We start from the raw sequence: 26,214 nt of genomic DNA, 5'->3' as shown, positions 1-26,214 counted from the left end.
GTGGTTCTGTGTCGTTTTCTATTTACTTCTTAGCCGGAAACAAAAGCATCAATGCCGGTATACCGGAAGCAGAATAACTGTCGATTTCCGCACCTTCCGGCAACTTTTTATAGTATTCGCCTCCACATACGTTCCGTGTCTTATCTCTGTTTGCCCAACCTGTTTTGATGGTACGTTTCAGGAACGGGAGATATTGGGTTTGTCCGCAATCATACACCAACCATGCCATATATTCCGCAAAGATGGCAGTATAGATACCCTGTTCAATACCACCTTCGAAAGGTAGCACTTTATGTTCTGCAGACATATCTTTCACTGTATAGTCTGCCGCAAGAATAGCATTATCCAGATAACGTTTCTCTCCGGTCGCTTTATAAAGCAGTATGGAGGCTCCGATAAAGGTTGCCTGATTATAGACATGTGCTTTCCAGGCGGGATTGCCATTTCCATGACGGCTATCAGCAATCTTTCCAGTTGCTTTATCCAACAGATTTTCCACTCCCCATTCATAGATTTCTTTACCTTTGGCAAGATATTGAGCTTTCGTCTGATAATCCGGCCGTTTGTCGGTCGATTCTTTTCTATTTTCAGGCACGTTATTGTAGAGGGTTAATGCCGCAACAACTGTCGGAAAGTTGATACATGCCATCTTTCCATCACCGAATTTATTCGGTTTCGGATTTTGAATGGGCTGCCATTGCCAGAACATACCTCCGTTTTCTTTGTCATACGAACCGGTATCACCGACTTTTTCCGAGCCATACCATACACGTTTGAAACTGGCTTCCGAGAGTTTCAGATATTCATCCACTCCAAAAAGTTCGTAGCCGCGTGCCAGGCTGATAGTCCACCACATGATGTCATCGTAGATGAACCAGCCGGTATTTTCATTGTTATCATCAAAATCAAACTGACAATATTGCGCTTTGTTCCCTGCGAATATTTTCTCGCAGAGTGTTTTATAATAACTTGTCTTCTTTCTGTCTTTCTGTGCCTTTGCCAGTTTATAAGCATTCATTGCCATATCCCAATAAATAGGCTGGCACCAGATAGCCGCTGCTCCATTGCCACGGTCAACAGCACTTGGATAGGAAGAATTTGTCTTGTAAATATATTTATTGGAGTCTAGTAGTGTATTGTTAAATCCTTCATAAGCTGCCCATACATCTTCGTTAGTATATGCATGCTTCTTCTGGTTTGCTTTTCCTGAATTGCCGACTGCCCATATAGTAGTTGATGCTCCCAATAGTAGTGTCAGAGCCAAAAGAATTTTGCCTTTCATGATAGTTTATAAGTTTATAGTATTTTTCCTGTTACAAAGATTGCAGAAATAGCTGAAAAAAAACGATAATATTTATTCAATAAAGAACAAATACAGACCAAAACACTTTTCTACAATAAAAATAAAGGATTAATAAAGGGTTATTGGAGAATAATTTCCCCTCACTCTGTCCTTATGACAGAGATAAGGGGAATATTTAATCTACCTATTGAAAACTCATCCCGGTAAACAATTATTTATTATCTGTAATGTCTGTGGATTCAACCCATTGCCAGTTATTGCCAACCAATGTTGCCGTATGGCCTTTCAAACCTGTTATTGTATTGGTAGCACTTTGAGTAGGCTGATCACCTTTCACTTCAAAATCCCAGGCTTCTACCAAATTCGGATTATCGGCACTTACACCTTCTTCATTACCCATATAAGAAGCATATACCTGATTTTCTGTCCGGTTTGTTTTCCAGATACGTATCTTCTTTATGTAACCGGAGAACCATTCGTTACGATTTCCATTATTGTCCATCATACAGAATCCGGTCATGTGAATCTGATTGACTATGGATTGTTTATTGATATACGTTCTCCAGGGCTCACCCACACGAATGATTTCACCTTGTCTCGTACCGTCAATCATAGAATAACACTTCACATCTGTCGGAGTATCAAATCCCGGCAGTCCCTTATCCCTGAACAAGAATGCATAATGCGTCCAACGATCTTTGGTCCAGTTATCCGACTTTTTCCATCCCGGTTCCCATTCTTGTGGATTTGTGTAATTATTATCTTGCCAGTGAGCAACCATTGTTCTTAATAATCCCTTTGTACGATCCTGTGCACGCCATCCGCTCCAATAAGGATCGTTGGTCATGGTAGAAAGGAAAGTACAGTTGTCTTCTCCCTGTTTATTACAATATTCTTTAATATTCACCCAAAGTTCAATCGTGAATGCCTGATTATCATCCTCTCCAAACTTCACATAATCCTCGCTATAACCAAAGTCTATATAAGAACCGGCATTTCCGTCTACAAACAGATTCCAGGTAATCTGACTGTTATCCGGCCATGCAGAATCTTCTACTTCTTCTACTTTCTTATCGGCAGTAGCAATAGCCTCATCATAAATCTCCTGCGTCATATCTGTGATGGAACCGGATTTGATTCTTTCAGCCAGACTTTCCAAGTCTTTAGCTGCACTCTCCAAAACCGACTTATTTTCTACCGGATATTGTCCCTGATGATTTCCCCATTTCGTTTCATCGTTAACAATCGCAAGTATTTCATCCGCCTTAGCCAGCAAATTATTGATATATTGCTGTGCTTCCGGAGACAGATTGTAATATTTTGAATTTTTAAACTCATCAATCGCCTGATTTACCTTTGCTACAGCTGCTTCCAAAGCTGTCTCATCCAGTTCTTCACCAGCTTCTACCCGTGCTATCAGTGCATCCAACTCGGTAATAGCAGCATTTAATATATCCTTTCCGGTTTCAGGATATGTCCCGGGAGCAGTTCCGTAGGTCGAATTTTTCAATAAATAGTTCAATGACGTACGGCTTTCCTGCAAGATACTTAATGGTGTATCTGTTATATACTCGTCCTCAATATCGTCACAAGCGGTAAATATCCCTGCCAGACAAGAAATCAGGAGGAAAGAGAGGAGCATTGCTCCCTCTCTCCATTTATTAGTTAAACATTCCATGTTTTTCATCGTTTTTACATTATTATTCAACAATACGTTGCCACTCGTAAGTACCGATAATCTTAGCAGTATGACGACCTGTCAAATCTATTACTTCATTACCCGAACCGGAAGGTTTGGTCATGAAATCCCATGCTGCCGCCAAATCTGCCTCTTTACCTGTCACTTCAGCCGTTCCATTATAAGAATTCTGAATATATTTGTCATCCTTTGCGCTTTTCCAGATACGGATTTTCTTCATATAACCGGCAAAGCCTTCTTCAAACAGATTATCACTGGTACGCATATAACGTCCGAAAGCAGTCATCGGCGCATTATAGTTGGCATAGTTGCTCGAATTATAGAATCTGCTACCCACGCTTCCCTCGGTTGTTTTCACTTCTCCGTTCACATACAACTTCGCACGAAGCTCCGGATTGCCCGGCAAGCCTTTATCACTGTACACAAACAAGAAATGTTGCCATTCTCCATCTTCCGGTGCCTTTAGTGACGGTTCACAGATATTTCCTCCTGTTTCGCCCCAAGTTGCACGATAAATACCACCGTCTGCATTACGCCAATACATCATCCAGCCGTTACGCCATCCGTCACCGCCCATGTAAGTTGACAGGAACACATTCTGGTCTTTTCCACCACCTTTGGTTACTTTCACCCAAAACTCAACAGTAAAGGCTTGACTTCCTTCGGTTCCGAAATTGACATATTCTTCGCTACGTCCGAAATCGATATAAGAACCACCGTCACCACGTCCGTCCACAAACAGTTCAGCCGGTGTCGTTTCAGCATCTTCCGTACGGACCGTGCTCTCAAACTGTTCTATAGCCGCCTTGGCTTCTGCCACATAGCGTTGTTTCTCACTTTCCGACGGAGAGGGTTGCTGATATTTGATTAAAAGTACCGCACGATTGGCATCATCTATCGCATCTGTCAGAATTGCCCGGCTTTCGGTGGGATACTGTCCTTTCTTATCTCCGTAGTCTGAATTTTGCTGCAAATCGGTCATTTCAGCAATCAATACATCCAGTTGGTCGATATAGGTATCTTCTATTTCAGGAGCCGCGGTATACTCGTCATGCATTTCTTCAGAACAAGCCGCCAATTGAAGTGTCAGTACCATGCACAACACATAATACCACATTTTCCAATTTGAATATTTCGTATTCATTATTCTTCTTTTTTATGGGTTACAATTATTTATCTGCCGGAAACAATAACATCAATGCCGGTATTCCGGATGCACTATAGCTGTCAATAGTAGCGCCTTCTATCTGTGCCTTATGATATTCGCCACCACACAAATTACGTGTCCGGTCGCGATTAGCCCAGCCATAATTAATGCTACGTTTCAAGAACGGTATATACTGGGTCTGACCACAATCGTTCACCAGCATGGCCATGTATTCCGCAAAGATAGCGGTATAAATACCCTGTTCCACGCCACTCTCAAACGGCAGTAAATCGTACGTTCCGGACATGGTATTCATTGTATAGTCAGCTCCTAAAATTGCATTGTCCAAATATGTTTTCTCACCGGTAGCTTTATAAAGCAATAACGAAGCTCCGATAAAAGTAGCCTGATTGTATACATGGTCCGACCATGCCGGATTGCCTTCACCATGTTTGCTGTCGGCAACTTCTCCGGTATTACTGTCTACCAGATTCTTCACAGCCCATTCATAGATTTCTTTTCCTTTTGCCAGATAAGCTTCCTTCGTTTCATAATGCGGACGGGTAAAATCACCGTACTTATTACTCCAGCTTTCCGGATTCGGATCAGCCACACGATCGGCAGGAACATTGTTGTAAAGGGTCAATGCAGCTACCACAGTCGGGAAATTGATACAAGCCATCTTACCATCGCCGGCTACATTTTCATTCGGATTGCCGATAGGCTGCCATTGCCAGAACATACCTCCACCCAAATTCTTTTCAGGATCTGCATAGGAACCCGTATCACCTACCTGGGGAGAGCCGTACCACACACGTGCAAAACTTGCTTCTGCCAAACTGCGATACTCTTCCACTTTAAATAATTCGTAAGCACGTGCCAAAGTAATGGTCCACCACTGTATATCATCATAGATAAACCAGCCGGTATTCTCATTATTATTATCGAAATCAAAGTTTACATAATGTGCTTTATTTCCGGCAAACAAATCATCACACAACTGCTTGTATTTGTTTTCTCTTTCCGCATCCCCATCCGCTTTTGCACGTTTATATGCGTTCATAGCCATGTCCCAATAGATCGGTTGACACCAGATAGCAGCAGCTCCGTTATTACGGTCTGTAGCCGCAGTATAAGCGGTACTTGTTTTATAAATGTTCTTATCGGGGTCCAGTAAGTTATCATTAAATGCTTCATAGGCAGTCCAGGTATCCGCATTGGTATACTCCGGGACAATCTCGTAATCCGGAGTATATGGCTTTGCCTGTTTATCCTCATTGCAAGAGGACATACAAAGGGCACCGGACATGAGACAAACTGCAGAGAAAATATATTGTTTCATCATAATTTCTATTTTATAATCAGTATTTAGAATCCTGTATTCTGAACCAAGTTTTTATCAATATCAATTTCGCCCTGTGGTATAGGGAAGAAGTACTGACGGTCAAAAATACGCTTCACAATCTCCGTACGTTTAAAGAATTCATTTCCGTCATAATTGACATTCATGCCGTGAATTGCCTTGTTGAAATACTCATTTACCAATCCCCAGCGACGTACATCAAAATAACGGCAGTTTTCAAAACTCAATTCAATGCGTTTCTCCTTACGGATCAGCTCCATGACTTCTTCCGTTGTAGTCGGTTTAGGCAGATTGACAGTTTCACCGTATCCCGGAATACCCGCACGCTTACGGATCATGTTCATATACGTCCAAATGTCTTCATGAGTCGGGCTGACATGCGCAAGTGCTTCGATATAGTCAAAATAAATATTAGTCAGACGCAAGAGCACACAAACCAAGTTCTGGTTACGGTCGCCGGAATCCATTCCTTTGCGCACCAAATAACCTGTACTCGTGTAGTCATTGCTACCTTGTTCTTTACCACAACTTCCGCTATAAGTGAAATCTACTATATAATCGCCTTCTGTTCCATCAAACCATCTTGAATTACTAAAGGTAATGTCTACATAGAAACGAGGTTCACGATTAACATACATCATTCTGGTTCCTGTCGGTGCATATAAAGTACCGTCTATTCCTTTGTATTCTGTTGTAGAAACTCCTTCTTCTACATAATCGGATTTTTCGTTGATAATCGGAGTGACTCCGTCAGCACTATAACCGGAAATAGGGGATTCTCCGTTTGACATAAAATAGGCATCTACCATTTCTTGGGTTGCTCCCAACAAACTACCACCCCTATAATTGGTCGTATTACCGGATCTATTTGGCATACGATCGTACTGCATGGTTCCGGCAGCATTATCCAAACGATAGAAAATCATTTCTTTATTGTTACCCATTTCAGAAAACAGGGTTCTTACTGCACGGCGATAAGATTCCGTCGGGCTGAATCCTTCCGAGTCCGGACCGGAAACAGAAACACCGTCCTTATTGGTATACATCAGATGATAACGAGTTCCGTAATTAGAGAAGAAAGTGTTACATTCATCAATCACTTTCTGCCAATTGGCACGTTTGGTAGCTTCGTCCGGTTTGTTAGGAAACAGTTTTGTTCCGTCCGTGTTAGCCAAGTCTGAATAGAAATTGCACTCTCCATTAAACAACCAGCTGGCACGATAAGTCAATGCTTCAATGATAAATGCCTGTGCAATCGCCTTATCAATACGGCCATATCCGGACACTTTGTCGGTAGAAGCATCGTCCAGCAAACCATCGTTTTGCGCACCCCTCAGTTCTGATACGATAAAATCGAAACACTCATCTACTGTATTGCGCGGGAGCTGCAACTCATCGCTCGGAGTATCCATCGGGAAATCCTTTTCAAGCAAAGGAACCGGACCATAGGTACGCACTAAATAAAAATAGTAGATCGCCCGCAAAGCTCTTGCTTCCGCTTTCCATTGATTTCTTTCTGTAACAGTCAGCGGTGCCTGATCTACATTTTCTGTAAATACTGCCGCTTCATGAATACCTGAAAACCAGCTCTTCCAGCGATACAATACCATCGTTCCTTCAGTCGCATCGATAGAGTTGTTATTTATCAATTTCCCTTTATTGTCATTTGTCCACTCTGCTTCGTCGCTGGAGCCTGTCCAGGGACCGGGAGTACGGTACAGACTTGTTTCGTGCACCTGACGTTGGTTAAATTCATCCGGTAAGAATGTGTATACGTTCGAAAGATACCGCAAGGCTCCATCTCTAGTTGTGAAAATCTCCTTTAGTGATAAACGGTCATCAGGCACCTGGTCAAAATAGTCATTACAAGATGTCGTCAAGAGACACGCCAGCAAACTAACGATTATATAATTATATTTTTTCATTATCTTTTTGTTTAGAATGTGAAATTAATACCAACTGAATAAGAAGTCGTATTTGGATAAGAAGCACCATTATCGGTATTCAACTCCGGATCCCACAATTTGAAACGACTCAAAGTGAACAGGTTAGTTCCCATTACGTATACAGCCGCATTCTTCAGATGAACTTTATTCACCCAAGGTTTCGGCAGATTATAAGATATCTGCAATGTCTTCAAACGCAGGAAGTTCATGTTACGCACCCACCAGGTACTTCTCTGGAAGTTATTAATGTTACTGGTTGTTTCGCTTCCATAAGACAAACGCGGATAAAAGGCATTCTGATCCGGATTATCTTCTGTCCAACGGTCGCCAATGTTAGAGTAGAGGTTACCACTACCACCACCGCCATTAAACGGATTAATACTGCTACCGTTCAAGACACGTTCGGCTCCTGCCACTCCTTGGAACATCATGCCCACAGACAAGTCTTTCCAACCTACTGTAAACCCGAAACCATAGACAGTTGTCGGCACATCACCACGAGAAATGTAAGTCTGGTCGTATGCATCTATCTGACCGTCATTGTTTAAATCCTTGTATTTGATATCTCCGGCTTTCACTGTTCCAAACTGTGACGCAAACGGTTTGGGAGTAATTGCTTTATTGGCATCCGACAAAGATTCCCAACGTGCCATATCATCTATTTCAGCTTGAGTGAACAGTCCCTCGGCAACATATCCTTTCACTCCATTGATGTTGTGCCCATATTGGTTCATCCATTCGTATTTCTGTTCCGGCAATTCTCCCTGAATCCATTTATCCTTATTAAAGGTGACATTACCACGAAGCGCAATTACCCAGTCTTTATTGATACGCTTGTTATACTCGATCGTTCCGTCAAATCCCTTATTTTCTATGATACCGATGTTTCCGTAAGGAGCAGATGTGTTGTATCCCAAGAATGAAGGTATAGAATGTTCACGCTTCAACAAGATGTTTTCACGACGTTCTTTAAACAAGTCGAACACAATAGACAGGTCGTCATTAAATAGCTTAAGGTCAATACCCAAGTCTTGTTTGCGAGATTCTTCCCAAATCAAGTCGACAGCCATATTCACTGTTTCATAACCGGACCACTTAGTTCCATTCGGTCCGAATTTATAACCATAGTCTCCATTTTCTTTCATCTGATCCAGATACATAAAACGACGGTCGGAAACTTCGCTATTACCCACTTTACCATCCGTATAACGTATCTTCAAGAAAGAAACTGCCTTCGACAGAGGTTGCCAGAATTTCTCATTTGAAACAACCCACCCTACACCAAATGCAGGGAAAGTTCCGAAACGATGTTTAGGCGAAAAGTTCTCGGCGCCGTTATAACCGATGTTGAATTCTGCGAAGTAACGGTCTTTCCATGAATAAGTGGCACGGCCGGCAATACCCATCATACGATACGGAATCGCATCTTCCAGTGTTCCTTTCGGATATAATAGTTTGGATTGCTGATTGAACAGGAATAACGCACTGACACGATGATCGTCGTTGAATGTCCGGTCATAGTTCAAGGAAGCCTCCAAATAGGTCTTTTTGTTACCACTCGTTTCCTGTTTATAGCTTAACACGTTACTTCCTTCATAAATACGTTGCAAAATAGGCTGCCCATTCATATCGTAAGGAACACTAGTGTCCAGGAAGTTGTAGGTAGACTCCGCACGGTCCTGATGTACATGTATCTCATTGTATACGTCGAATGCATACATAGCAGTCAGTTTCAGTCCTTTCGTGAGCATATCCAAATTCTGTGTGACGCGCAAATTAGAGTAAATCTGATTTTTCGTCAGGTTGTCATAGCCACGACGTGTAGCCTGCGAATAAGGGTTATTAAAGTTGTTATTGGTTGAAGTTCCCGGTACATAGGCTTCTCCGTTAACAAAGAACATCTTCGGATATTCAACCGGTGAGATAGACATTGCCGCATTATACAAATCGGCAGAAGAGATGGCCGGATAATTTCCTTCTCCCAGATAACCTTGCGCACCGATCTCGACCTTAGTAGTAGGAGTTACATCGATATTCAAATTGGTAGTAAAGTTATAACGGCTATATTTCATTTTGGAGTCATAGGTGTTGATATTCTTATCAGTCACCGTCATACCTGTCTCATTAAAATAGCTGACTGATGCATAATAAGCGACTTTCTCGCTACCACCGCGTACATTTACATTCACACGGCGATTATGTCCCCAATCATTAAAGATTTCTTTCAACCAATCCACATTCGGATATAGATAAGGATCCTTGCCGGCAATCGTGTTACGTATTTGATCTTCTGTATATTTCGTAGCAATACCGTCATTACGCATTGCCTCGTTGGCTGCATTCATATAAGTGATACCGTCTGCCAAATCGACCATCTTCGTAAAACGGGTAAACGATTCATAATAATCCGCGCTCACTGTCGGTTTTCCTACCTTTCCCGGTTTGGTTTTAATCAAAATTACGCCATTAGCACCACGTACACCATACACAGCTGTTGCTGATGCATCTTTCAGCGTTGTCAACGATTCAATATCTTCCGGATCGATGTCATTGAACGAACGTTCCACTCCATCCACCAATACCAGCGGAGAAGAAGTGTTGGGAGTGGAAATACCACGAATCCAGATATCAGCTGCATCTTTTCCCGGTTCTCCTGTACGTTGTACAGCCACAACACCCGCCAAACGACCTGCCAATGTAGTTGTTAAACTGGCAGAAGGCGTCTTAATATCTTCCATCTTCATGGAAGACTGTGCACCGATATTACTTATTTTACGCTGGGTACCATAACCCACAATAACAGTCTCTTCCAATTCGTTCACTTGTTCTTCCAAGGTGACATCATAAATGTTGGTCGAAGCATTGGTTCGTATTTCAGAAGTTTTAAACCCGATATAGGTAAATTTAAGCACTACGCTCTTCTTGGTTACAAATATCTCATACAAACCATCCATATTCGTAATTGAACCGTTTGCATCTCCATCCACAGTAACGTTCACCCCAATAAGCGGCTCTCCTTTTATATCAGTGACACGTCCGGATATTTTCCGCTTATTCTGTTGCTGCCCGGTTGAAGCAGGGGCTTTTCCGGAAATAAATATTTGCCTGTCAGAGATCCGATAAGTACACGAAGTACCTTCAAAAAGTTCAGAAAGAATTTCTTCTATATTCTTATTCTTACTGTCGATAGATACCTTACGGTCTAAATTGACAGCGTCATCTAAATAGAAGAAAACAAATTGACTACTTTTCTCTATTGTTTTAAGCACTTCTCTCAACGTCGAGTTACTCACGCTGACCGAAAGGGTCTTAAATTGAGAATAATTGTTGTAACTTGCGAAAGAGTAGTCCATTCCAAGAAGTAAAAAGCACAGGAATAGCCCGAGAACCTTACTCTTTCGTTCTCTAATTGCATTTTTCATATTAAACATGTTAAAAATTTCTCATAATATTATTTTCTGTATCTAAACATTTATGGGCACACAAGTCCCATCTAGATGATAGTTCGTATCATCCACTCTCTTCAATAATTACCATAAAATACGGGAGTTAGATTAGTTTGTTATCTTATCTTTTCATATCTATTTCTTTACTACTCGATACGTTTTATACTGTTCATCATAGGCATAAGAAATTGGTGCAACAAAGGTTAATCCATTAATAACTGTTTCAAAGTTGTCTTTCAAATCGATTTTTCCGGAACATTTTATTTTACTTAGCGCTGGGTCAAATTCTACATTCACACCATAATAGGTAGACAGGCGTTGCAAGACTATTCCCAAATCGGCACTTTGGAAACAATAGAGTCCATTTATCCACGATATTGCCTGTTCTACATCTACTTGTGATATATTTTCCTTTCCATCGGCAGAACTGAACATCTGATTAGGAGCCAAAATCGCTTTCGGAGTCCGGGCTGTCTCTACCTGAACACATCCTTGCGCCAGCACTACACTTCTAATTGCTTCCGACTCATACGCCGTTACATTAAATTTAGTACCAAGCACCCTGACATTCATATCTTTGGTCCGCACATAGAAAGGGCGGTTTTCATCTCTGGCTACTTCTATGTAGATTTCTCCATCCACATAGATTTCACGTTTGTCTTTTTCAAACTCTACCGGATAAATCACTCTCGTGCCGGCATTCACCCAGACTTTAGATCCATCGGCAAACGTCAATACCGATCGCTTTCCACGCGGAATGACCAATTGATTGTAAGCAGCCGATTTTTCCTTTTGTATACTTTCCTGATTTGTTTTGATTTCTACGGAATCATACGTAATCTCCGTTTCTTTTTCTTTCAGGCTCACTACGTTATCTTCCGCCAAAATCAACAGTGTTTCTTCCGTCAGAGGCAAATCAGCTTTGGAATTCACTGCAAAGGTGGCAATATCCGGGTCCAGCATCGAAGAATAACTCTTTAACAAGAAGAAACATCCCACAAGAATGGCAACACTGGCCGCCGAGCTCAATCCTATCAAGAAATAGTTCTTACGTTTCGCCTTCTCCTTATTTATATTGGTTGCCTGAATACGAGTCCATAAATCATCCGTTTCCTCGTTTGAAAGCACTTCTTCTTTCTCTTTTGAAAAAACCTCCAAATATCTTTTTGCAGCTATATATTCATCTATATTAGAAGGATTCAACCATTCAAATTCATCCCAAAACTTCTGTGTTTCTTCCGTAGGGTTATTCATGGAAGAAATAAAGAAATCATTCTGAAGGAATTCTTCAAAAGTATATAGGGAAAAATCTGTATGTTTTTGTTCAGAGTTCATCATTTTCATTGTCTTTACGTATGGATAACAGTTGTACTTTCATTTTATACTCACCTTTTTCGAAGTTTTTTTCCACTTTTTTTTGGTAGGCAGGAAAAATGGGCTGGTTATTCTCTCTTATTTTCTCTTAAATAAGTCCCGGATACGTCCCAAAGCCCGTTGAATAGAGTTAGAAACAGATTGATTATTCATATCTGTCACTTTACTTATTTCATCGATACTCATCTCTTTGATATATCGATAATAAATAATTTCACGCTGTCTGTCCGTCAATACAGACATCATATTATGTACGGTTGCCTGAACTAGTTGTTCCTGTTCATTATTAATATATATAGTTTCCGGAGTGGAAGGGGATTCGTCAACCGTTTCTTCTCTCTCACCTATTTCATCAAATGGAAGAGAGTCTGTTGTTTTTTTAAGCGCATTAAAAAGAGTGTTTTTCAACGCTACCGTCAAATAAGCTGCAATATTATCAGTTGGGGCCAATTTTGCACGATTCATGTGAATTTTCACAAACACATCATGTATGCAATCTTTGATTAATTCTTTGTCTGAAGTATATAATAGCCCAAATCGAAACAGATCTTGCACCGTTCGATTATAGATTTGGTTATACGCACTCGAATCTCCTTCGAGAAACCTTTTCCACAAAAGAGAATCGGAAAGAGTGTGTATATCTGGCTTCATTATAATAAGTATGTTTAATTTATAAGGACAAAAATAAAACAATAAATCAAAAAAAGCCCATCTTTATTAAAATATTAATTACGGATGGGCTGAACTTTTCAGATTTTACTTCAATGGGCTTGCCTCTACTCCCTCGAAAGTCATCTTTATGGGTTTTATTTTTCCATCTTTATCAAAGTACATACGGTCAACGCAGGTCACACGAGCGTTTCCATCCGTTTCCCCCAAAGGATGGCGATGATAAATGATGTACCATTCGTCCTCTCCCGGCCCTTTTACAACTGAATGATGGCCGGCCCCTGTTCCAATATTGGGATCTCTCTGTAATATTTTCGCTTCTCTTTTGAAAGGTCCGAACGGTGAGTCGGCAATTGCATAAGCGACACAATAATCCGGTCCGGTCCAACCGCCTTCCGACCACATAAAATAGTATTTTCCGTTACGTTTTAGCATGAAAGGTCCCTCTACATATTTTTCGGGGGTTACTTCCTTATAAAGGGTACCATCTTCAAACGGCACGATGCTCAACAAGTCCGGGGCCAGTTTCACCATATTACAATGTCCCCAGCCACCATAATACATATAATACTGTCCGTCATCGTCTTTGTAAACAAACTGATCGATCGGTTGCGCACCATTTACAAATTTATCAATCAGAGGTTTGCCTAGCGCATCTTTGAATGGTCCGGCAGGATTGTCGGCCACAGCTACACCAATACCGCCCAGTTCATTATTGCTTTGGATATCATTCGCACCGAAGAATATATAATATTTATCATTCGCATGAATCACGGCAGGTGCCCATAAAGCACGTTTAAACCAACTTATATTCTCTTTTGATAACACTTTCGAATGCTTTGTCCAATTCACCAGGTCTTTAGACGAAAAAGCATCCATGAAGGTTTGTTCATCATAAGGTGCTGAATACGTAGGATAAATCCAGTATTCATCCCCAAATACAACTCCTTCCGGATCGGCATACCATCCCGGGAATACAGGATTGCCACTCGTCTTCAGTTGTTGATTGGCTTTTTGTCCAAATACAGACTGGGAACAGCAAATAATACTAAGAAGAATAAAGTGCTTCAGTTTCATACAATATCAATTTTAAAGTTCGTGCTACAAAGATGAGAAAAAACAACTAGAAATTCAATAAATACCAACCAATTAAGGATAAATACTAACCAATCTGCAAAAAAAAGATGATTTATCAAGATTTTGTGCTTTCTTTGCAGTGTCATTATTAAATGAAAAATGCCATGAAAAGCAGATTGTTATTATTAGCCGTACTTTTAGTCATTATTTGTGTATCCTGTCAACCCAAGAAGAAAACAGAGCCGAAAAAGGAAGCCGTAACAGGAGCTACTTATACAAATCCGTTACGTGAAAGGGGAGCAGAACCATGGGCCGTTTTTCATGAAGGGAAATATTATTATACACAAGGCGCTGAAAGCAGAATCGTGCTTTGGGAAACCAGTGATATTACAAACTTGAACGATAGTCTTAAAAAGCCTGTATGGATACCAACCGACCCTAGTAACTCCCATCACTTATGGGCTCCCGAAATGCATCGCATCAACAACAAATGGTATATTTACTTCGCTGCAGACGATGGCAACATGGACAATCACCAGATTTATGTAATTGAGAATGAAGCTAATATTCCTACAGAGGGTAAGTTTGTCATGAAAGGGCGCATCCCGACCGACAAAGATAACAACTGGGCAATTCATGCGAGTACTTTCGAGCACAACGGACAGCGTTACATGATTTGGTGCGGATGGCAAAAACGAAGGATTGACAGCGAAACACAATGTATTTACATCGCTTCGATGGAAAATCCATGGACTCTTTCTTCCGACAGAGTCCTGATTTCCAAACCTGAATATGAATGGGAGTGTCAATGGGTGAATCCCGATGGCAGCAAAACAGCCTATCCGATCCATGTGAACGAAGCACCTCATTTCTTTCAGCCGAAGAATAAAGATAAAGTATGCATTTTTTATTCCGCCAGCGGTAGCTGGACTCCCTATTATTGTGTAGGATTACTGACAGCAGACGCCAATGCCAACCTATTGGACCCTGCTTCCTGGAAGAAACATCCGACACCCGTATTTCAGCAGGAACCGGAGAATGAAGTTTTTGGCCCCGGCGGCAGTTCTTTCGTCTCTTCACCGGATGGAAAGGAATGTTATATGCTTTATCATGCCCGTCAGATACCGAATGATGCTCCGGGTGCTATGGACTCACGTTCTCCCCGCTTGCAAAAAATAGAGTGGGATAAAGACGGGATGCCTGTATTGGGCATCCCGGACAAAGCCGGAGAACCGATAGCTAAGCCTTCGGGTTCTCCAGACAATCAGAACTAATGACATTCTGTACTTTCAGAGCCAAGATATGAGCGTTTTAATCCTCCCATGGCAATGACTATTTTCTGAATAACAAAAGAATCTCACTGATACAGAAGTTCTAGTTATTCAGTTCTATTTTTTATCTTCAAAATGATAGTTATATGGATTCCGCTTAAAATGATAACGATTTCTTGGCACGGGCAATGGGTCTTGTACACGGAGTTCCCAAGTCATCAATTCTTCCAGCAATTCCATTTGTTTGGAGGCATATTTCTTTTTATTATAAAGATTATTAATCTCGGAAGGATCGGCTTTTAAGTTATACAGTTCACCACGACCATAATTGTCAAGTACCAGTTTCCAGTCATCTTTGCGGACCATACGTTCAGTTCCGCTTTGTGTCCAGGTATTCAGTTCGTCAAAGTGAGCTATTTTATTGGGTTGCAAAGCCCCCTCTTTAACAAATGTCAACGGTTCATCCCGAGTAAAATCTTCACCACCGAAACCTTGCTGCACCATAATGCTTGAAAACTCTTTCTGAGGATATGACTTACCAGTCAGCATCGGCCATAAACTGCGTCCCTGCACTCCCATAGGTATATCTGCACCGATAGCCGTACAAATGGTGGGAAAGATATCAGCAATAGAAACATGCGCATCCATTGGAGCATTTTGCGGATGAATATCGTATCCTGCCCAAATCATTGGAATACGGGTGAGACATTCGGGCACTCCCGCACCTTTACGAATCAAGCCATATTCCCCACAATAATCTCCGTGGTCTGACAGGATTACAAAAATGGTGTTTTCATAAAGTCCGGCAGCTTTAAACCCCTCAACCAAACGTTTGGTCTGGTCATCAATCAGCCGAAGCATTCCTAAATAATTTCCACGCAAACGAGGAAGATCTTCTGCCAGGTTCGGGCAGGATGTATCTTCCAATTCCGCCAAAATCTCATACTTATTTCCTTTTTTAGATAAATCTTTCCGGCCAGTCAAAGTTGCCGGTATCTTTTCCGGAGAAAACATCGAGAAATAAGGCTCTGATATCTGATATGGATTATGCGGTTCAGGCATTGAAACCCACATAAAGAATGCTGAATCTTTTTGCTGTTTCGCCCAAGCTAAGGCTTTAGTGACAATCTTCACCGGGTTCTGCGCTTCTGCCGGGAAAGGAGTAGGTTCTAAATATTGTCCTCTCGCTTTATTATTCAGAAAATATGCAAAGTCCTTGTCTTCCTGCGTATCACGCTGATTCTTTCCCCAATGAAAATATTCCTCACAATAATCAAAGTCTTTCCCTTTCACATGCGCATGGTTCTTACCTACTAACGCAGTTTTATATCCTTGTTCTTTAAACACTTCGAGCATATCTTTCTTATAATACATATCAGGAGTATTATGATTAGTACGGACATGCGTAGCAGTTGGATAACGTCCTGTAAACATGGAACAACGCGCAGGCATACTAGCAGGAGCTACCGTATACGCTTTATCAAACCACACATTGCTCAATGCCAGAGAATCGGCAAAAGGAGTCACAGCCATCGGAAAACCTTCGCGACCACACAAATCAGCTCGCTGTTGGTCGGTCATGATGATAACAACATTGGGTTTGGGTGTTTGTGCTGACATTGGGATGATATTTATCATACCGGAAACAGCAGAGATTGAGAATAAAACTTTTCTATTCATAATAGCATCGTAATAAGTTAGTAACAAGAAGTATATGAATTACTCACACCCAAAGTTCGGCAATCTTTCCGATAAGTTACGAAAATAGCCATTCAATAAAGGACAAAAATTAGTCAACAGTCCGTTTTATTAGCAAAAAACTCTTTATTTGATCAAAAAGAAGAGAATTTATTGTTTTTTGAACGGTAAATTTCCTTTATTCTCTTTTAATTCCCCTTTCTTTGCAATATCCTTTTAATAGAATTTATATCTAATAACTAACTATATTTTTATACCATGAACATGAAAAAGAATTTTCTAACAATGCTGCTTGCATTGGCTCTATGCAGTTCGACTTTTGCTCAATGGAAACCTGCCGGTGACAAAATCAAAACATCGTGGGGTGAACAGCTTGACCCTAAAAACGTATTGCCGGAATATCCGCGTCCTATCATGGAACGCAGTGACTGGAAAAACCTGAACGGGCTTTGGAAATATGCAATCACTCCCAAAGGTACTCCTGCACCTGCTGCTTACCAGGGTGATATTCTTGTTCCTTTTGCCGTAGAATCGTCTTTATCAGGCGTAGGCAAAATGATAAACGAGAAAGAAGAACTGTGGTACCAACGTACTTTCGACGTTCCTTCCAACTGGCGTGGTAAACAAATCCTGTTGCACTTCGGAGCAGTAGACTGGAAAGCAGAAGTTTGGGTGAACGATGTAAAAGTAGGCGAACACACAGGCGGATTTACTCCTTTCTACTTCGATATTACTTCTGTACTTAATAAAGGGAATAATGACCTGGTAGTAAAAGTATGGGACCCTTCAGATCGTGGCGAACAACCCAGAGGAAAACAAATAGCAAATCCTCATGGCATTTGGTACACTCCGGTTACAGGTATCTGGCAAACAGTGTGGTTGGAACCGGTAGCAACACAATACATCACTAATCTGAAAACTACTCCCGATATTGACAATAATTCTGTTAAGGTAGAAGTTGCCGCCAATACGACCTCTGCAGACAAAGTGGAAGTAAAAGTATTCGATGGCAAGAACCTTGTAGCCAAAGGTGCAGCGTTGAACGGAGTACCCGTTGAACTGGCAATGCCTGCCAATGCCAAACTGTGGTCTCCGGACTCTCCTTTCCTCTACAATATGGAAGTGACTCTGTATAAAGACGGAAAAGCAATAGACCAGGTAAAGAGTTATACGGCTATGCGTAAATATTCTATCCGCAAAGGTCAGAATGGTATCACTCGCCTGCAATTGAACAACAAAGACTATTTCCAGTTCGGTCCGCTCGACCAGGGATGGTGGCCTGACGGTTTATATACTGCACCGACAGACGAGGCATTGGTTTATGACTTGAAGAAGACGAAAGACTTCGGCTACAATATGGTACGTAAGCACGTCAAAGTAGAACCAGCACGCTGGTACACTCATTGCGACCAATTAGGATTGATCGTATGGCAAGATATGCCGAACGGTGGTCCTAGCCCACAGTGGCAGGCACGCAACTACTTTAACGGCAGAGAAGTGATTCGTTCCGCTGCTTCGGAAGCTAACTACCGCAAAGAGTGGAAAGAAATCATCGACTGCCTGTATTCCTATCCGAGTATTGCCGTATGGGTTCCTTTCAATGAAGCATGGGGACAATTCAAGACTCCGGAAATCGTAGCATGGACCAAAGAATATGATCCTAGCCGCTTGGTAAATCCTGCCAGTGGTGGTAATCACTATACTTGTGGTGATATTCTCGACCTTCACCACTATCCGGGCCCGAACATGTTCCTTTACGATCCGAGACGCGCTACCGTATTGGGTGAATATGGAGGTATCGGCTTGGTAGTAGAAGGAAACACTTGGGTGAATGACAAGAAAAACTGGGGTTATGTGAAGTTCAATACATCGGACGAAGTAACGAACGAATACATTAAATATGGCAAACATCTGTTGGAATTGATCCAGAAAGGATTCTCTGCTGCCGTATATACCCAGACAACAGACGTAGAAGGTGAAATCAACGGTCTGATGACTTATGACCGTAAAGTTATCAAGATGAATGAAGCTAAAGTCAGAGAAATCAACCAACAGATCTGTAACTCTCTGAATAAATAATAAATAGAATAATACTCTTTTCCTTGTTGAACTAAAAACAGCACCTCTGAAAGCCTATTCAGGGTGCTGTTTTTTTTATATCTTATTTCCTCTTCTGACAGGTTTATTTTTCTTGCATAAAGATCTTTACTTAATTCCAGTTATTCTTCGTATCATTCGATACTTTTTCACTGGAAGTAGAACGTCCTTGTTCCACATATTGCTTCATAGTCCGCTTCATCTCTTTCACCTCATTTTCGTAACGCTTATCACCAATAATGTTTTCTTTTTCTAACCAAAGGGACAGTTATTAAGTAATTCTTCTTTTCCATAGTATTATCAATTATCTGGAAAAACAAAAATTGAGAAGTTTGTGGAAAAAGAAGGAAAATGCTAACCAATAAAGAACCAAATAAGGTATATATGATACTAAACAGACATATAACGTTTTTGTGAACTTTTGTTTTACTGTGAATAGTTTTTTTCGTTTATTGAACAATTCGTTTTCTATTTTTAGGCCAATATATTCTAACTTTGTATTTTAGTTAAAAAAACTACTGAGATGAAAAACCAACGAATTACTTTTCTTCTTTCTTTTTGCTTATCATTAGCAATAGCATGGGGAGAAACACCTCCTGCTAAAACTGTATTTGCGCAATACATGAGCCAAGCCCAGACATTTGCCAACAACTTTCCACGGGAAAAAGCGTATTTACATTTTGACAACACGAGTTATTATGTCGGAGATACGATCTGGTTTAAGGCTTATGTCACTCTTGCCGAACAACAGATTTTCAGTCAGATCAGCCGCCCTCTGTATGTAGAACTGGTGGATCAGACAGGACATATAGCAGATAAACAAATCATCAAACTGACGCAGGGAGAAGGAAACGGACAATTCGTTCTTCCTCGTTCCATGTTATCCGGCTATTATGAGGTACGTGCCTATACCCGCTGGATGCTTGCTTTCAACGAACCGCAGTATTTCTCACGTACTTTCCCTATTTATCAACTTGCGAATAGTGATAAGCTGGAACGTAGTATCACAACTTACGAACTTAGTCCGTCGATGGAAAACCGTCCGTCAAAAACAAAGGAGAAGTTGAGTGTGCGCTTTTTTCCTGAAGGAGGGCAATTAGTGGAAGGAGTGACTTCGCAAATGGCTTTCAAGGCGGAAAGTAAAGATGAAGGGAATATAGAATTGTCGGGAACGATTTATACCAAAGAAGGAGCAGAAATCACTTCTTTCGAGACTTTGCACGATGGAATGGGGCATTTTGAATATACACCTTCTGCACAACCGGCCGTTGCCAAAGTCAATTTTCAAGGAAAGAAGTATGAATTTACCCTTCCACAGGCATTGCCTAACGGGTATGTATTGAGTACTGTCAACAATGCCGGTGCCCTTTTGGTGAAAGTATCCTGCAACGCCGCTACTCCTCAAGACACATTGGCTGTATTTATCAGTCATCAGGGACGCCCGTATGTTCATCAATTGATTAGTTGCCGGGCGGACGCTCCACAAGAGTTCATTCTGCCTACCCGCAAACTACCAGCAGGCGTACTGCAAGTCAGCCTCATTAACCGGGCTGGTAATACGTTATGCGAACGTTTTATCTTTTCCAATCCACGTGCTCCTCTACAACTATCCGCAGAGGGACTGAAAGAGGTGTATACTCCCTACGCTCCTATTCGTTGTGAGTTACAAGTAAAGAATGCCAAAGGAGAACCGATATCGGGAGATGTATCGGTCAGTATCCGGGATGCCATCCGGTCTGATTATCTAGAGTATGATAACAACATCTTCACTGATTTGCTGTTAACATCTGATTTAAAAGGATATATCCATCAGCCCGGTTATTATTTTGCATCGCCGTCTCCCCGGAAGCAAACGGAACTGGATATATTATTAATGGTGCATGGATGGCGTAAATATGACATGAGCCAAGCCATTTCTACTGCTCCTTTCACTCCGTTGCAGTTACCGGAAGCTCAATTAGTGTTGAACGGACAGGTTAAATCAACGATCCTCAAGAATAAGCTGAAAGATATAGCGCTTAGTGTGATAGTGAAGAAAGATGACCAATTTATCACTGGAGGAACCGTGACCGATGAAAACGGTCGTTTCACCATTCCTGTAGAAGACTTTGAAGGAACCACGGAAGCGGTGATCCAAACCCGGAAAGTCGGTAAAGAACGCAACAAGGATGCATCTATCCTGATCGACCGTAATTTCTCACCTGCTCCCCGAGCCTACGGCTACAAGGAGCTTCATCCTGAATGGAAGGACTTGACCCACTGGCAACAAAAAGCCGAGAATTTTGATTCTCTATACATGGATTCTATCCGGAAAGTAGAAGGACTTTATGTATTAGATGAAGTGGAAATCAAAAGCAAACGCCGGCAAGGAAGTAATATGGCTACTAAAATCAATGAGAAAAGCATCGACGCTTATTACGATGTACGCCGCTCTGTAGATTTATTACGTGACAATGGGAAGATTGTCACAACTATTCCGGAATTAATGGAAAAGTTGAGTCCGCAATTCGATTGGGATCGTAGCAATGACAAGCTTACTTATCGGCAGAAACCGATCTGCTATATCATGGATAACCACATTTTATCCGAGACAGAGACTCAAATGATGTTGACCGAAGTGGATGGATTGGCTTCTATCATCATCAGCAAAGGAACAGGAGGCATTGATGACGAGATTATCCAAAACACCAAAATGTCCGAAGTTACGGATAGTACGGGAGTGGATATCAGCAAACTGGATAAATACAGTGTTTTCTACCTGATTCCCCTACCCAGACGTGATGTATTGAACAAAAGTCAGACTGCCGTACTTGGTACCCGGCAAACGGTCATTCAGGGATATACTCATGCACTAGAATATTATTTACCTGCCTACCCGACCAAAGAATTGTATATGGATAAAGTGGACAAAAGACGAACGCTCTACTGGAATCCGTCTGTACGGACAGATGAAAATGGAAAAGCTGTGATTGAATGTTACAATAACCAATATTCCACTCCGGTGATTATTCAAGCGGAAACGATGAATAAGGATGGACAAATAGGAAGTATGAAGTATTCTACAATCGGGCAAGCGGAGCAATAGTTCTTGTTGTAGAATAAATAACCCAATATTCAAATATTATTAATGGGAATGAAGTTATTCCTGATCCGAAATCCTTCATCCCCATTATTCATTTAATTTTCTATTAATTCTATTTTAAACGGAATGACAGTTTATCGTTGAGAACATTCCGGTACACTTTATTGCCTCGCCCGTCATAACGGTTCAATCCGTCACTGGTACCCAGCCAGATAAAACCATAACTATCTTGTAGGGCGCACCACACGGTATTATGAGATAATCCATCTTCTACCTGATATTTCTTGAACGAAAAATAAGGAGACGCGGATAGTGTTCCGGTCCAAAAAACCAGCAAGCATATTAGTATTTTAGTTAACTTCATTCTACGTGTTTTTTATTCAATTATCGATTCAGCCAAGGTTCAGGGTTCAACTTTTCTTTCTCCCTACGTAACTGGAAATGCAATACCGTTCGTCCATTATCCGTACCATCAGAAAAGACCTGACCAATGTTCTGCTTTGTCTTCACCGTGTCACCAGCTTTAACGGAGGCAGAAGAAAGATTACAATAAACTGAAATATAATCACCATGACGAATAAGCACATTAAATAATCCGTTCAATTGGAATACAGCAGCCACCTTTCCATCAAAAATGGCACGTGCCTGCGCACCGGGCCTTCCCTGGATATCGATACCTTTGTTATCCAGTTTCACGTTGCGCAAACCCTCTACGGCATATTGTCCGTAACGGCTGGTGATGATGTAAGCACCGGATATAGGCATTGGCAATTTCCCACGATTAGCGGCAAAGTTGCCCGATAATTCCCGATCCGCCTTACTCATGGTATAAGCCTCGAGAGGTTTCGATTTGGCGGTCGTCTCCGTTGCAGCGGATTTTCCCTCCTTGTTTTCCTCTTTCTTACGCGCAGCCGCTTCACGACGAGCTTCTTCCTGCGCACGCTTACGGGCACGCTCTATTTCTTCCGCTATTAATTTATCAATGCGGGCATTCAGTTGATTAGCTTCCCTGCGTTTTTTATTAATTTCATTCTGCAATCCTTTCTGTTTCTTTTGCAGATTAGCTACCAACGTACGTTTCTCTTTTTCCTGTTCTTCCAACTTACCCTTCTCACTCTCACGTTCTTGCAGCAGGTTCTCTTTGGCGGCTTTCACCTGTTGACGTTCCGCTTTCTTCTTGCGTATCTGCTCCTGTTTCTTTAGGATTTCTTCCCCTTGCAGACGTTGATAAGTGGCATATTCACGAACGTATCGCATACGCCGATAAGTCTGCCCCAGATTCTTTGCCGAAAAAATAAACATGAGCTTCTCCTCTATCGACTTATTCTTATACAAATACTGGACAGAAGCTTCATATTTCTTCTTTTTATCTTTCAAGTCCTTCTCCAAGCCTCTCAACTGGCGCTCCAATGAAGCCAATTCACGCTGGATAGCCTCCACATCATTGTTGATAGCCATGATATAGCGTTTCCGCTCTTCAATCTGTCCGGTCAACACTGCCAGACTATTCAACTGGCTTCCCACATCTTTCTTTGTATCCTTCAATATAGATTCCGATTCGGCAATCTGCTTTTGCAGCGCACCGCGTTTACTTTCCAGCTCACGAATCAACTTGTTCGATTGAGCGAAAAGAGGAACTGCCAGCCAAAGGCAACTGATTAGAATAACAAAGAAACGTTTCATCATAATAAAGCTACCAGCATTTTTACTAATTCCTCCAAGGGAACCTGGTTGTATTTGGCCGTCAGTTCCGTCGGAGTCATTGAAAACTCTTGTGTAGAAAACTCATAAAGTTGAACTTTAGCCTTTTCTAATGAAGGGATTCCTATATCTTTTCCTGTCAGCTCCGTCTTTCCACCAGGAAGAGAGGCATCCATCAATATCTTTTCCAAACGGGAAAACTCCACATTCTTCGACAATACGTTTTTCAATTCAGCTTTAGTGGCACGAACAAAGCGTTTATTCATCCTGTCTACCAATAAAACTTCGTCGGGAGTAACTTCTATACGTGCCACTTCCGTACGCAGAATAGGCATCAATAAGGAGATTTGTACCCGCTCATGAGTTTTCATCTTCATGGTTCCCCCTACAGACATACTTCCCTTCTTACCGGGAATGGTCAACTGAAGCTTGGAAGCCAGGTAACTGGATGCCGGAGCCTTTGTCGAAGTCTTAGTTTCCGAGGTTGCCAAGTGCTTCGAACTCTTACAGCCAGCCAACACCACTAGCACCAACAGTAGATAAACTATTCTTTTCATTCCGCAATATATTTCTTCTTTTCTATTTTCTGTTTCAACGTTTTCGACTCGCTACCCATTTCCAGTGCCTTCTTCCAATATTCCAACGCACCTTCAGTATCGCCGGTCATAAAATAAATATCTCCGCAATGCTCCACAATCACACCACTCTTCTCGCCGTCATTCTTCATTGCATTATCAATATAGATACGGGCTTCGGCATAGTTTCCCTTTTCAAAAAGAATCCATGCGTAAGTATCGAGATAGGTCGAATTATTAGGTTCGGCTTTCACCGTTTTATAACTCATCTCCTCCGCCTTGTCCAAATCACGACGTTCCACAGACAGATAATAAGCATAGTTATTCAATGCACCAATATTGGAAGGATTGTACACCAAAGACGAATCGTAAGCGGCATAAGCCTCCGCCATCTGTTTCTTGGTATGATAAATATCCCCCATAATTGAATAGAAATCCGAAACAACTTCTTTTCTGGTATCGGCAGTTACATGTTCCAATGCTCTGTTGCAAACACTCAATACACTATCCGTTTGTTCTGCCTGATGATATGCAATAGCCAGATAATAATAAAGTTCCAACGCATCAGGAGTGGCCTCAATACCCGGTTCACAAACTTTGATAATTTGCTTGTAGTCTTCCTTCTTCACCGCCGCACTAACCAGCATCAGACGAGCCGCCTTATTGGTAGGATCCAAATCAACCACCTGCTCCAATACCGGAACAGCCTCCTTTTCCATATTCTTCGATAACAGATATTGAGAATAAAGCATTGGAATCTGCGGATCATCCATTTCCTGCTTCATCATCCGGTCGAACAAGGCAATCACTTGAGTACTATCTTTAGCAGACGACTGCTCGTTTTCCACAATCACCTGTCTCATAACACTGATTTTGGTATCTGAAGTCACCTTCTTATTCAGCAACAAAGTATCCAGCTGCTGTTGATACAACTCTTTCTGACCGGTCTGTTCATAATAAGAAGCCATTGAAAAAAGAGCCATCGGATTGTCAGGCTCTACAGCCAGCACCTTCTGATATGCATCATAAGCTTCCTGCTTTTTTCCATTCTGAAGATACACATCTCCCAATATCACCTGATAACGCATGTCCATCGGATATTCCTGCACCAGACTTTCTATTTCCTGAAATGCTTTCTTATCATCTTTCATCTGAAGATAAATACGGAATTTCTCCATAGAAAGCTGTTCATTCTTACCCAAACGTTTCTCTAAACGGTTCAATGTAGAAATGACATCATTATATTTCTCCTGACGACTGTAAATATCAAGAAGACTGAACAAAGGCTCCTGCTTTGACGGGAAACGGGTTACCATTTTTTCAAGCAACGTTACAGCCTTATCCAACTCGTTCTGTTGCTGATACAGGCTGACCAGCCCCTGGCTATACCAGTAATTATCAGGAGCAAAAGCCACCGCCTGCTCCAAAGCCGCCTGCCCTTGCGTCACCTGGCGGAGGAACATATAATACTGCGATATTTCATAAAGCGCCGAAGAAGCGTTCGGGTTGATATCCAGGCAATGCTGTAACAAGCCAAATGCCGCATCATACTCATTCTTTTCTTTCATCCGCATGGCTTCCAAAAAGAAGTAGTCATATTTACGCTGTTGTTCAGCAGGAATCAATGATTCTTTTACCGAAAAGGATGCATCCGCCTTCACTGCTGTTTTTGCTGTACGCATAGAACGGGTTCCCCCACACGAAGTGAGCGCTAACACCGTCACGAACAGCCATCCTATTTTTATCTTCATTCTATTTTTCGATTA

The 26,214-nt window shown here is 41.5% G+C and carries 16 protein-coding genes and 1 pseudogene; 3 read left to right on the top strand and 14 right to left on the bottom strand.

The window, feature by feature from the left end; all coding sequences use genetic code 11:
- Window positions 1–22: 22 nt before the first annotated feature.
- The 9 genes from GD631_RS06340 to GD631_RS06300 form a co-directional block, all read right to left on the bottom strand.
- Window positions 23–1,282 carry a glycoside hydrolase family 76 protein gene (locus GD631_RS06340; protein WP_143256852.1) on the bottom strand — a complete coding sequence of 420 codons (1,260 nt, stop codon included), beginning with the start codon at window positions 1,280–1,282 and terminating at the stop codon, window positions 23–25.
- A 232-nt stretch (window positions 1,283–1,514) separates the two neighbouring features.
- On the bottom strand, window positions 1,515–2,981 hold the full coding sequence (locus GD631_RS06335) for a DUF4972 domain-containing protein (RefSeq protein WP_143256851.1): 1,467 nt from the start codon (window positions 2,979–2,981) through the stop codon (window positions 1,515–1,517).
- 22 nt (window positions 2,982–3,003) lie between these two features.
- Window positions 3,004–4,146: a DUF4972 domain-containing protein gene (locus GD631_RS06330; RefSeq protein WP_143256850.1), complete on the bottom strand. Its 1,143-nt coding sequence runs from the start codon at window positions 4,144–4,146 to the stop codon at window positions 3,004–3,006.
- A 25-nt stretch (window positions 4,147–4,171) separates the two neighbouring features.
- Window positions 4,172–5,494, bottom strand: coding sequence for a glycoside hydrolase family 76 protein (locus GD631_RS06325; RefSeq protein ID WP_143256849.1), 1,323 nt, complete (start codon window positions 5,492–5,494; stop codon window positions 4,172–4,174).
- 23 nt (window positions 5,495–5,517) lie between these two features.
- Window positions 5,518–7,437 carry a RagB/SusD family nutrient uptake outer membrane protein gene (locus GD631_RS06320; RefSeq protein WP_143256848.1) on the bottom strand — a complete coding sequence of 640 codons (1,920 nt, stop codon included), beginning with the start codon at window positions 7,435–7,437 and terminating at the stop codon, window positions 5,518–5,520.
- Between the two features lie 11 nt (window positions 7,438–7,448).
- Window positions 7,449–10,880 (bottom strand): TonB-dependent receptor, encoded by a 3,432-nt coding sequence (locus tag GD631_RS06315; RefSeq protein ID WP_143256847.1) that lies wholly within the window; start codon window positions 10,878–10,880, stop codon window positions 7,449–7,451.
- 159 nt (window positions 10,881–11,039) lie between these two features.
- Entirely contained in the window at window positions 11,040–12,242 is a 1,203-nt protein-coding gene (locus tag GD631_RS06310) for a FecR family protein (protein ID WP_143256846.1), read from the bottom strand.
- Between the two features lie 114 nt (window positions 12,243–12,356).
- Window positions 12,357–12,929 carry an RNA polymerase sigma factor gene (locus GD631_RS06305; RefSeq protein WP_143256845.1) on the bottom strand — a complete coding sequence of 191 codons (573 nt, stop codon included), beginning with the start codon at window positions 12,927–12,929 and terminating at the stop codon, window positions 12,357–12,359.
- A gap of 105 nt (window positions 12,930–13,034) precedes the next feature.
- Window positions 13,035–14,024, bottom strand: coding sequence for a glycoside hydrolase family 43 protein (locus GD631_RS06300; protein ID WP_143256844.1), 990 nt, complete (start codon window positions 14,022–14,024; stop codon window positions 13,035–13,037).
- A gap of 164 nt (window positions 14,025–14,188) precedes the next feature.
- On the opposite strand from GD631_RS06300, the gene GD631_RS06295 reads away from it, so the two are divergent.
- Window positions 14,189–15,298 carry a glycoside hydrolase family 43 protein gene (locus GD631_RS06295; protein ID WP_117512504.1) on the top strand — a complete coding sequence of 370 codons (1,110 nt, stop codon included), beginning with the start codon at window positions 14,189–14,191 and terminating at the stop codon, window positions 15,296–15,298.
- 114 nt (window positions 15,299–15,412) lie between these two features.
- Here GD631_RS06295 and GD631_RS06285 read toward each other — a convergent pair whose 3' ends face one another.
- Entirely contained in the window at window positions 15,413–16,975 is a 1,563-nt protein-coding gene (locus GD631_RS06285; protein ID WP_117512503.1) for a sulfatase family protein, read from the bottom strand.
- A 282-nt stretch (window positions 16,976–17,257) separates the two neighbouring features.
- On the opposite strand from GD631_RS06285, the gene GD631_RS06280 reads away from it, so the two are divergent.
- Together GD631_RS06280 and GD631_RS06275 are read left to right on the top strand one after the other, a co-directional pair.
- Window positions 17,258–19,072 (top strand): glycoside hydrolase family 2 protein, encoded by a 1,815-nt coding sequence (locus tag GD631_RS06280; protein WP_143256843.1) that lies wholly within the window; start codon window positions 17,258–17,260, stop codon window positions 19,070–19,072.
- Window positions 19,073–19,613: 541 nt separating this feature from the next.
- Window positions 19,614–22,175: a hypothetical protein gene (locus tag GD631_RS06275; protein ID WP_143256842.1), complete on the top strand. Its 2,562-nt coding sequence runs from the start codon at window positions 19,614–19,616 to the stop codon at window positions 22,173–22,175.
- 124 nt (window positions 22,176–22,299) lie between these two features.
- On the opposite strand, the pseudogene GD631_RS06270 reads toward GD631_RS06275, so the two are convergent.
- The 4 genes and pseudogenes from GD631_RS06270 to GD631_RS06255 form a co-directional block, all read right to left on the bottom strand.
- Window positions 22,300–22,536: pseudogene (locus GD631_RS06270) on the bottom strand (two-component regulator propeller domain-containing protein); the annotation flags it as partial.
- 20 nt (window positions 22,537–22,556) lie between these two features.
- Window positions 22,557–23,858 carry a murein hydrolase activator EnvC family protein gene (locus GD631_RS06265; protein WP_143256840.1) on the bottom strand — a complete coding sequence of 434 codons (1,302 nt, stop codon included), beginning with the start codon at window positions 23,856–23,858 and terminating at the stop codon, window positions 22,557–22,559.
- Window positions 23,855–24,430: a lipoprotein insertase outer membrane protein LolB1 gene (lolB1, locus tag GD631_RS06260; RefSeq protein WP_143256839.1), complete on the bottom strand. Its 576-nt coding sequence runs from the start codon at window positions 24,428–24,430 to the stop codon at window positions 23,855–23,857. The genes GD631_RS06265 and lolB1 overlap by 4 nt, the downstream gene beginning before the upstream one ends.
- Entirely contained in the window at window positions 24,427–26,199 is a 1,773-nt protein-coding gene (locus tag GD631_RS06255) for a tetratricopeptide repeat protein (RefSeq protein WP_143256838.1), read from the bottom strand. The genes lolB1 and GD631_RS06255 overlap by 4 nt, the downstream gene beginning before the upstream one ends.
- Window positions 26,200–26,214 lie beyond the last annotated feature (15 nt).

This window comes from Bacteroides luhongzhouii (genome assembly GCF_009193295.2).
Taxonomy (GTDB): domain Bacteria; phylum Bacteroidota; class Bacteroidia; order Bacteroidales; family Bacteroidaceae; genus Bacteroides; species Bacteroides luhongzhouii.
The sequence above is the reverse complement of the archived record's forward strand: the minus strand, read 5'-3'. Positions and strand labels throughout refer to the sequence as shown.

Excerpts from the sequence above, each read along its gene's own strand:
- GD631_RS06335 (WP_143256851.1), bottom strand. The coding sequence starts at position 2,981 with ATGGAATGTTTAACTAATAAATGGAGAGAGGGAGCAATGCTCCTCTCT.
- GD631_RS06280 (WP_143256843.1), top strand. The coding sequence starts at position 17,258 with ATGAAAAAGAATTTTCTAACAATGCTGCTTGCATTGGCTCTATGCAGT.
- GD631_RS06275 (WP_143256842.1), top strand. The coding sequence starts at position 19,614 with ATGAAAAACCAACGAATTACTTTTCTTCTTTCTTTTTGCTTATCATTA.
- GD631_RS06300 (WP_143256844.1), bottom strand. The coding sequence starts at position 14,024 with ATGAAACTGAAGCACTTTATTCTTCTTAGTATTATTTGCTGTTCCCAG.
- GD631_RS06310 (WP_143256846.1), bottom strand. The coding sequence starts at position 12,242 with ATGATGAACTCTGAACAAAAACATACAGATTTTTCCCTATATACTTTT.
- GD631_RS06255 (WP_143256838.1), bottom strand. The coding sequence starts at position 26,199 with ATGAAGATAAAAATAGGATGGCTGTTCGTGACGGTGTTAGCGCTCACT.
- GD631_RS06330 (WP_143256850.1), bottom strand. The coding sequence starts at position 4,146 with ATGAATACGAAATATTCAAATTGGAAAATGTGGTATTATGTGTTGTGC.
- GD631_RS06320 (WP_143256848.1), bottom strand. The coding sequence starts at position 7,437 with ATGAAAAAATATAATTATATAATCGTTAGTTTGCTGGCGTGTCTCTTG.
- GD631_RS06265 (WP_143256840.1), bottom strand. The coding sequence starts at position 23,858 with ATGATGAAACGTTTCTTTGTTATTCTAATCAGTTGCCTTTGGCTGGCA.
- GD631_RS06340 (WP_143256852.1), bottom strand. The coding sequence starts at position 1,282 with ATGAAAGGCAAAATTCTTTTGGCTCTGACACTACTATTGGGAGCATCA.
- GD631_RS06295 (WP_117512504.1), top strand. The coding sequence starts at position 14,189 with ATGAAAAGCAGATTGTTATTATTAGCCGTACTTTTAGTCATTATTTGT.
- GD631_RS06285 (WP_117512503.1), bottom strand. The coding sequence starts at position 16,975 with ATGAATAGAAAAGTTTTATTCTCAATCTCTGCTGTTTCCGGTATGATA.
- GD631_RS06305 (WP_143256845.1), bottom strand. The coding sequence starts at position 12,929 with ATGAAGCCAGATATACACACTCTTTCCGATTCTCTTTTGTGGAAAAGG.
- GD631_RS06325 (WP_143256849.1), bottom strand. The coding sequence starts at position 5,494 with ATGATGAAACAATATATTTTCTCTGCAGTTTGTCTCATGTCCGGTGCC.
- lolB1 (WP_143256839.1), bottom strand. The coding sequence starts at position 24,430 with ATGAAAAGAATAGTTTATCTACTGTTGGTGCTAGTGGTGTTGGCTGGC.
- GD631_RS06315 (WP_143256847.1), bottom strand. The coding sequence starts at position 10,880 with ATGAAAAATGCAATTAGAGAACGAAAGAGTAAGGTTCTCGGGCTATTC.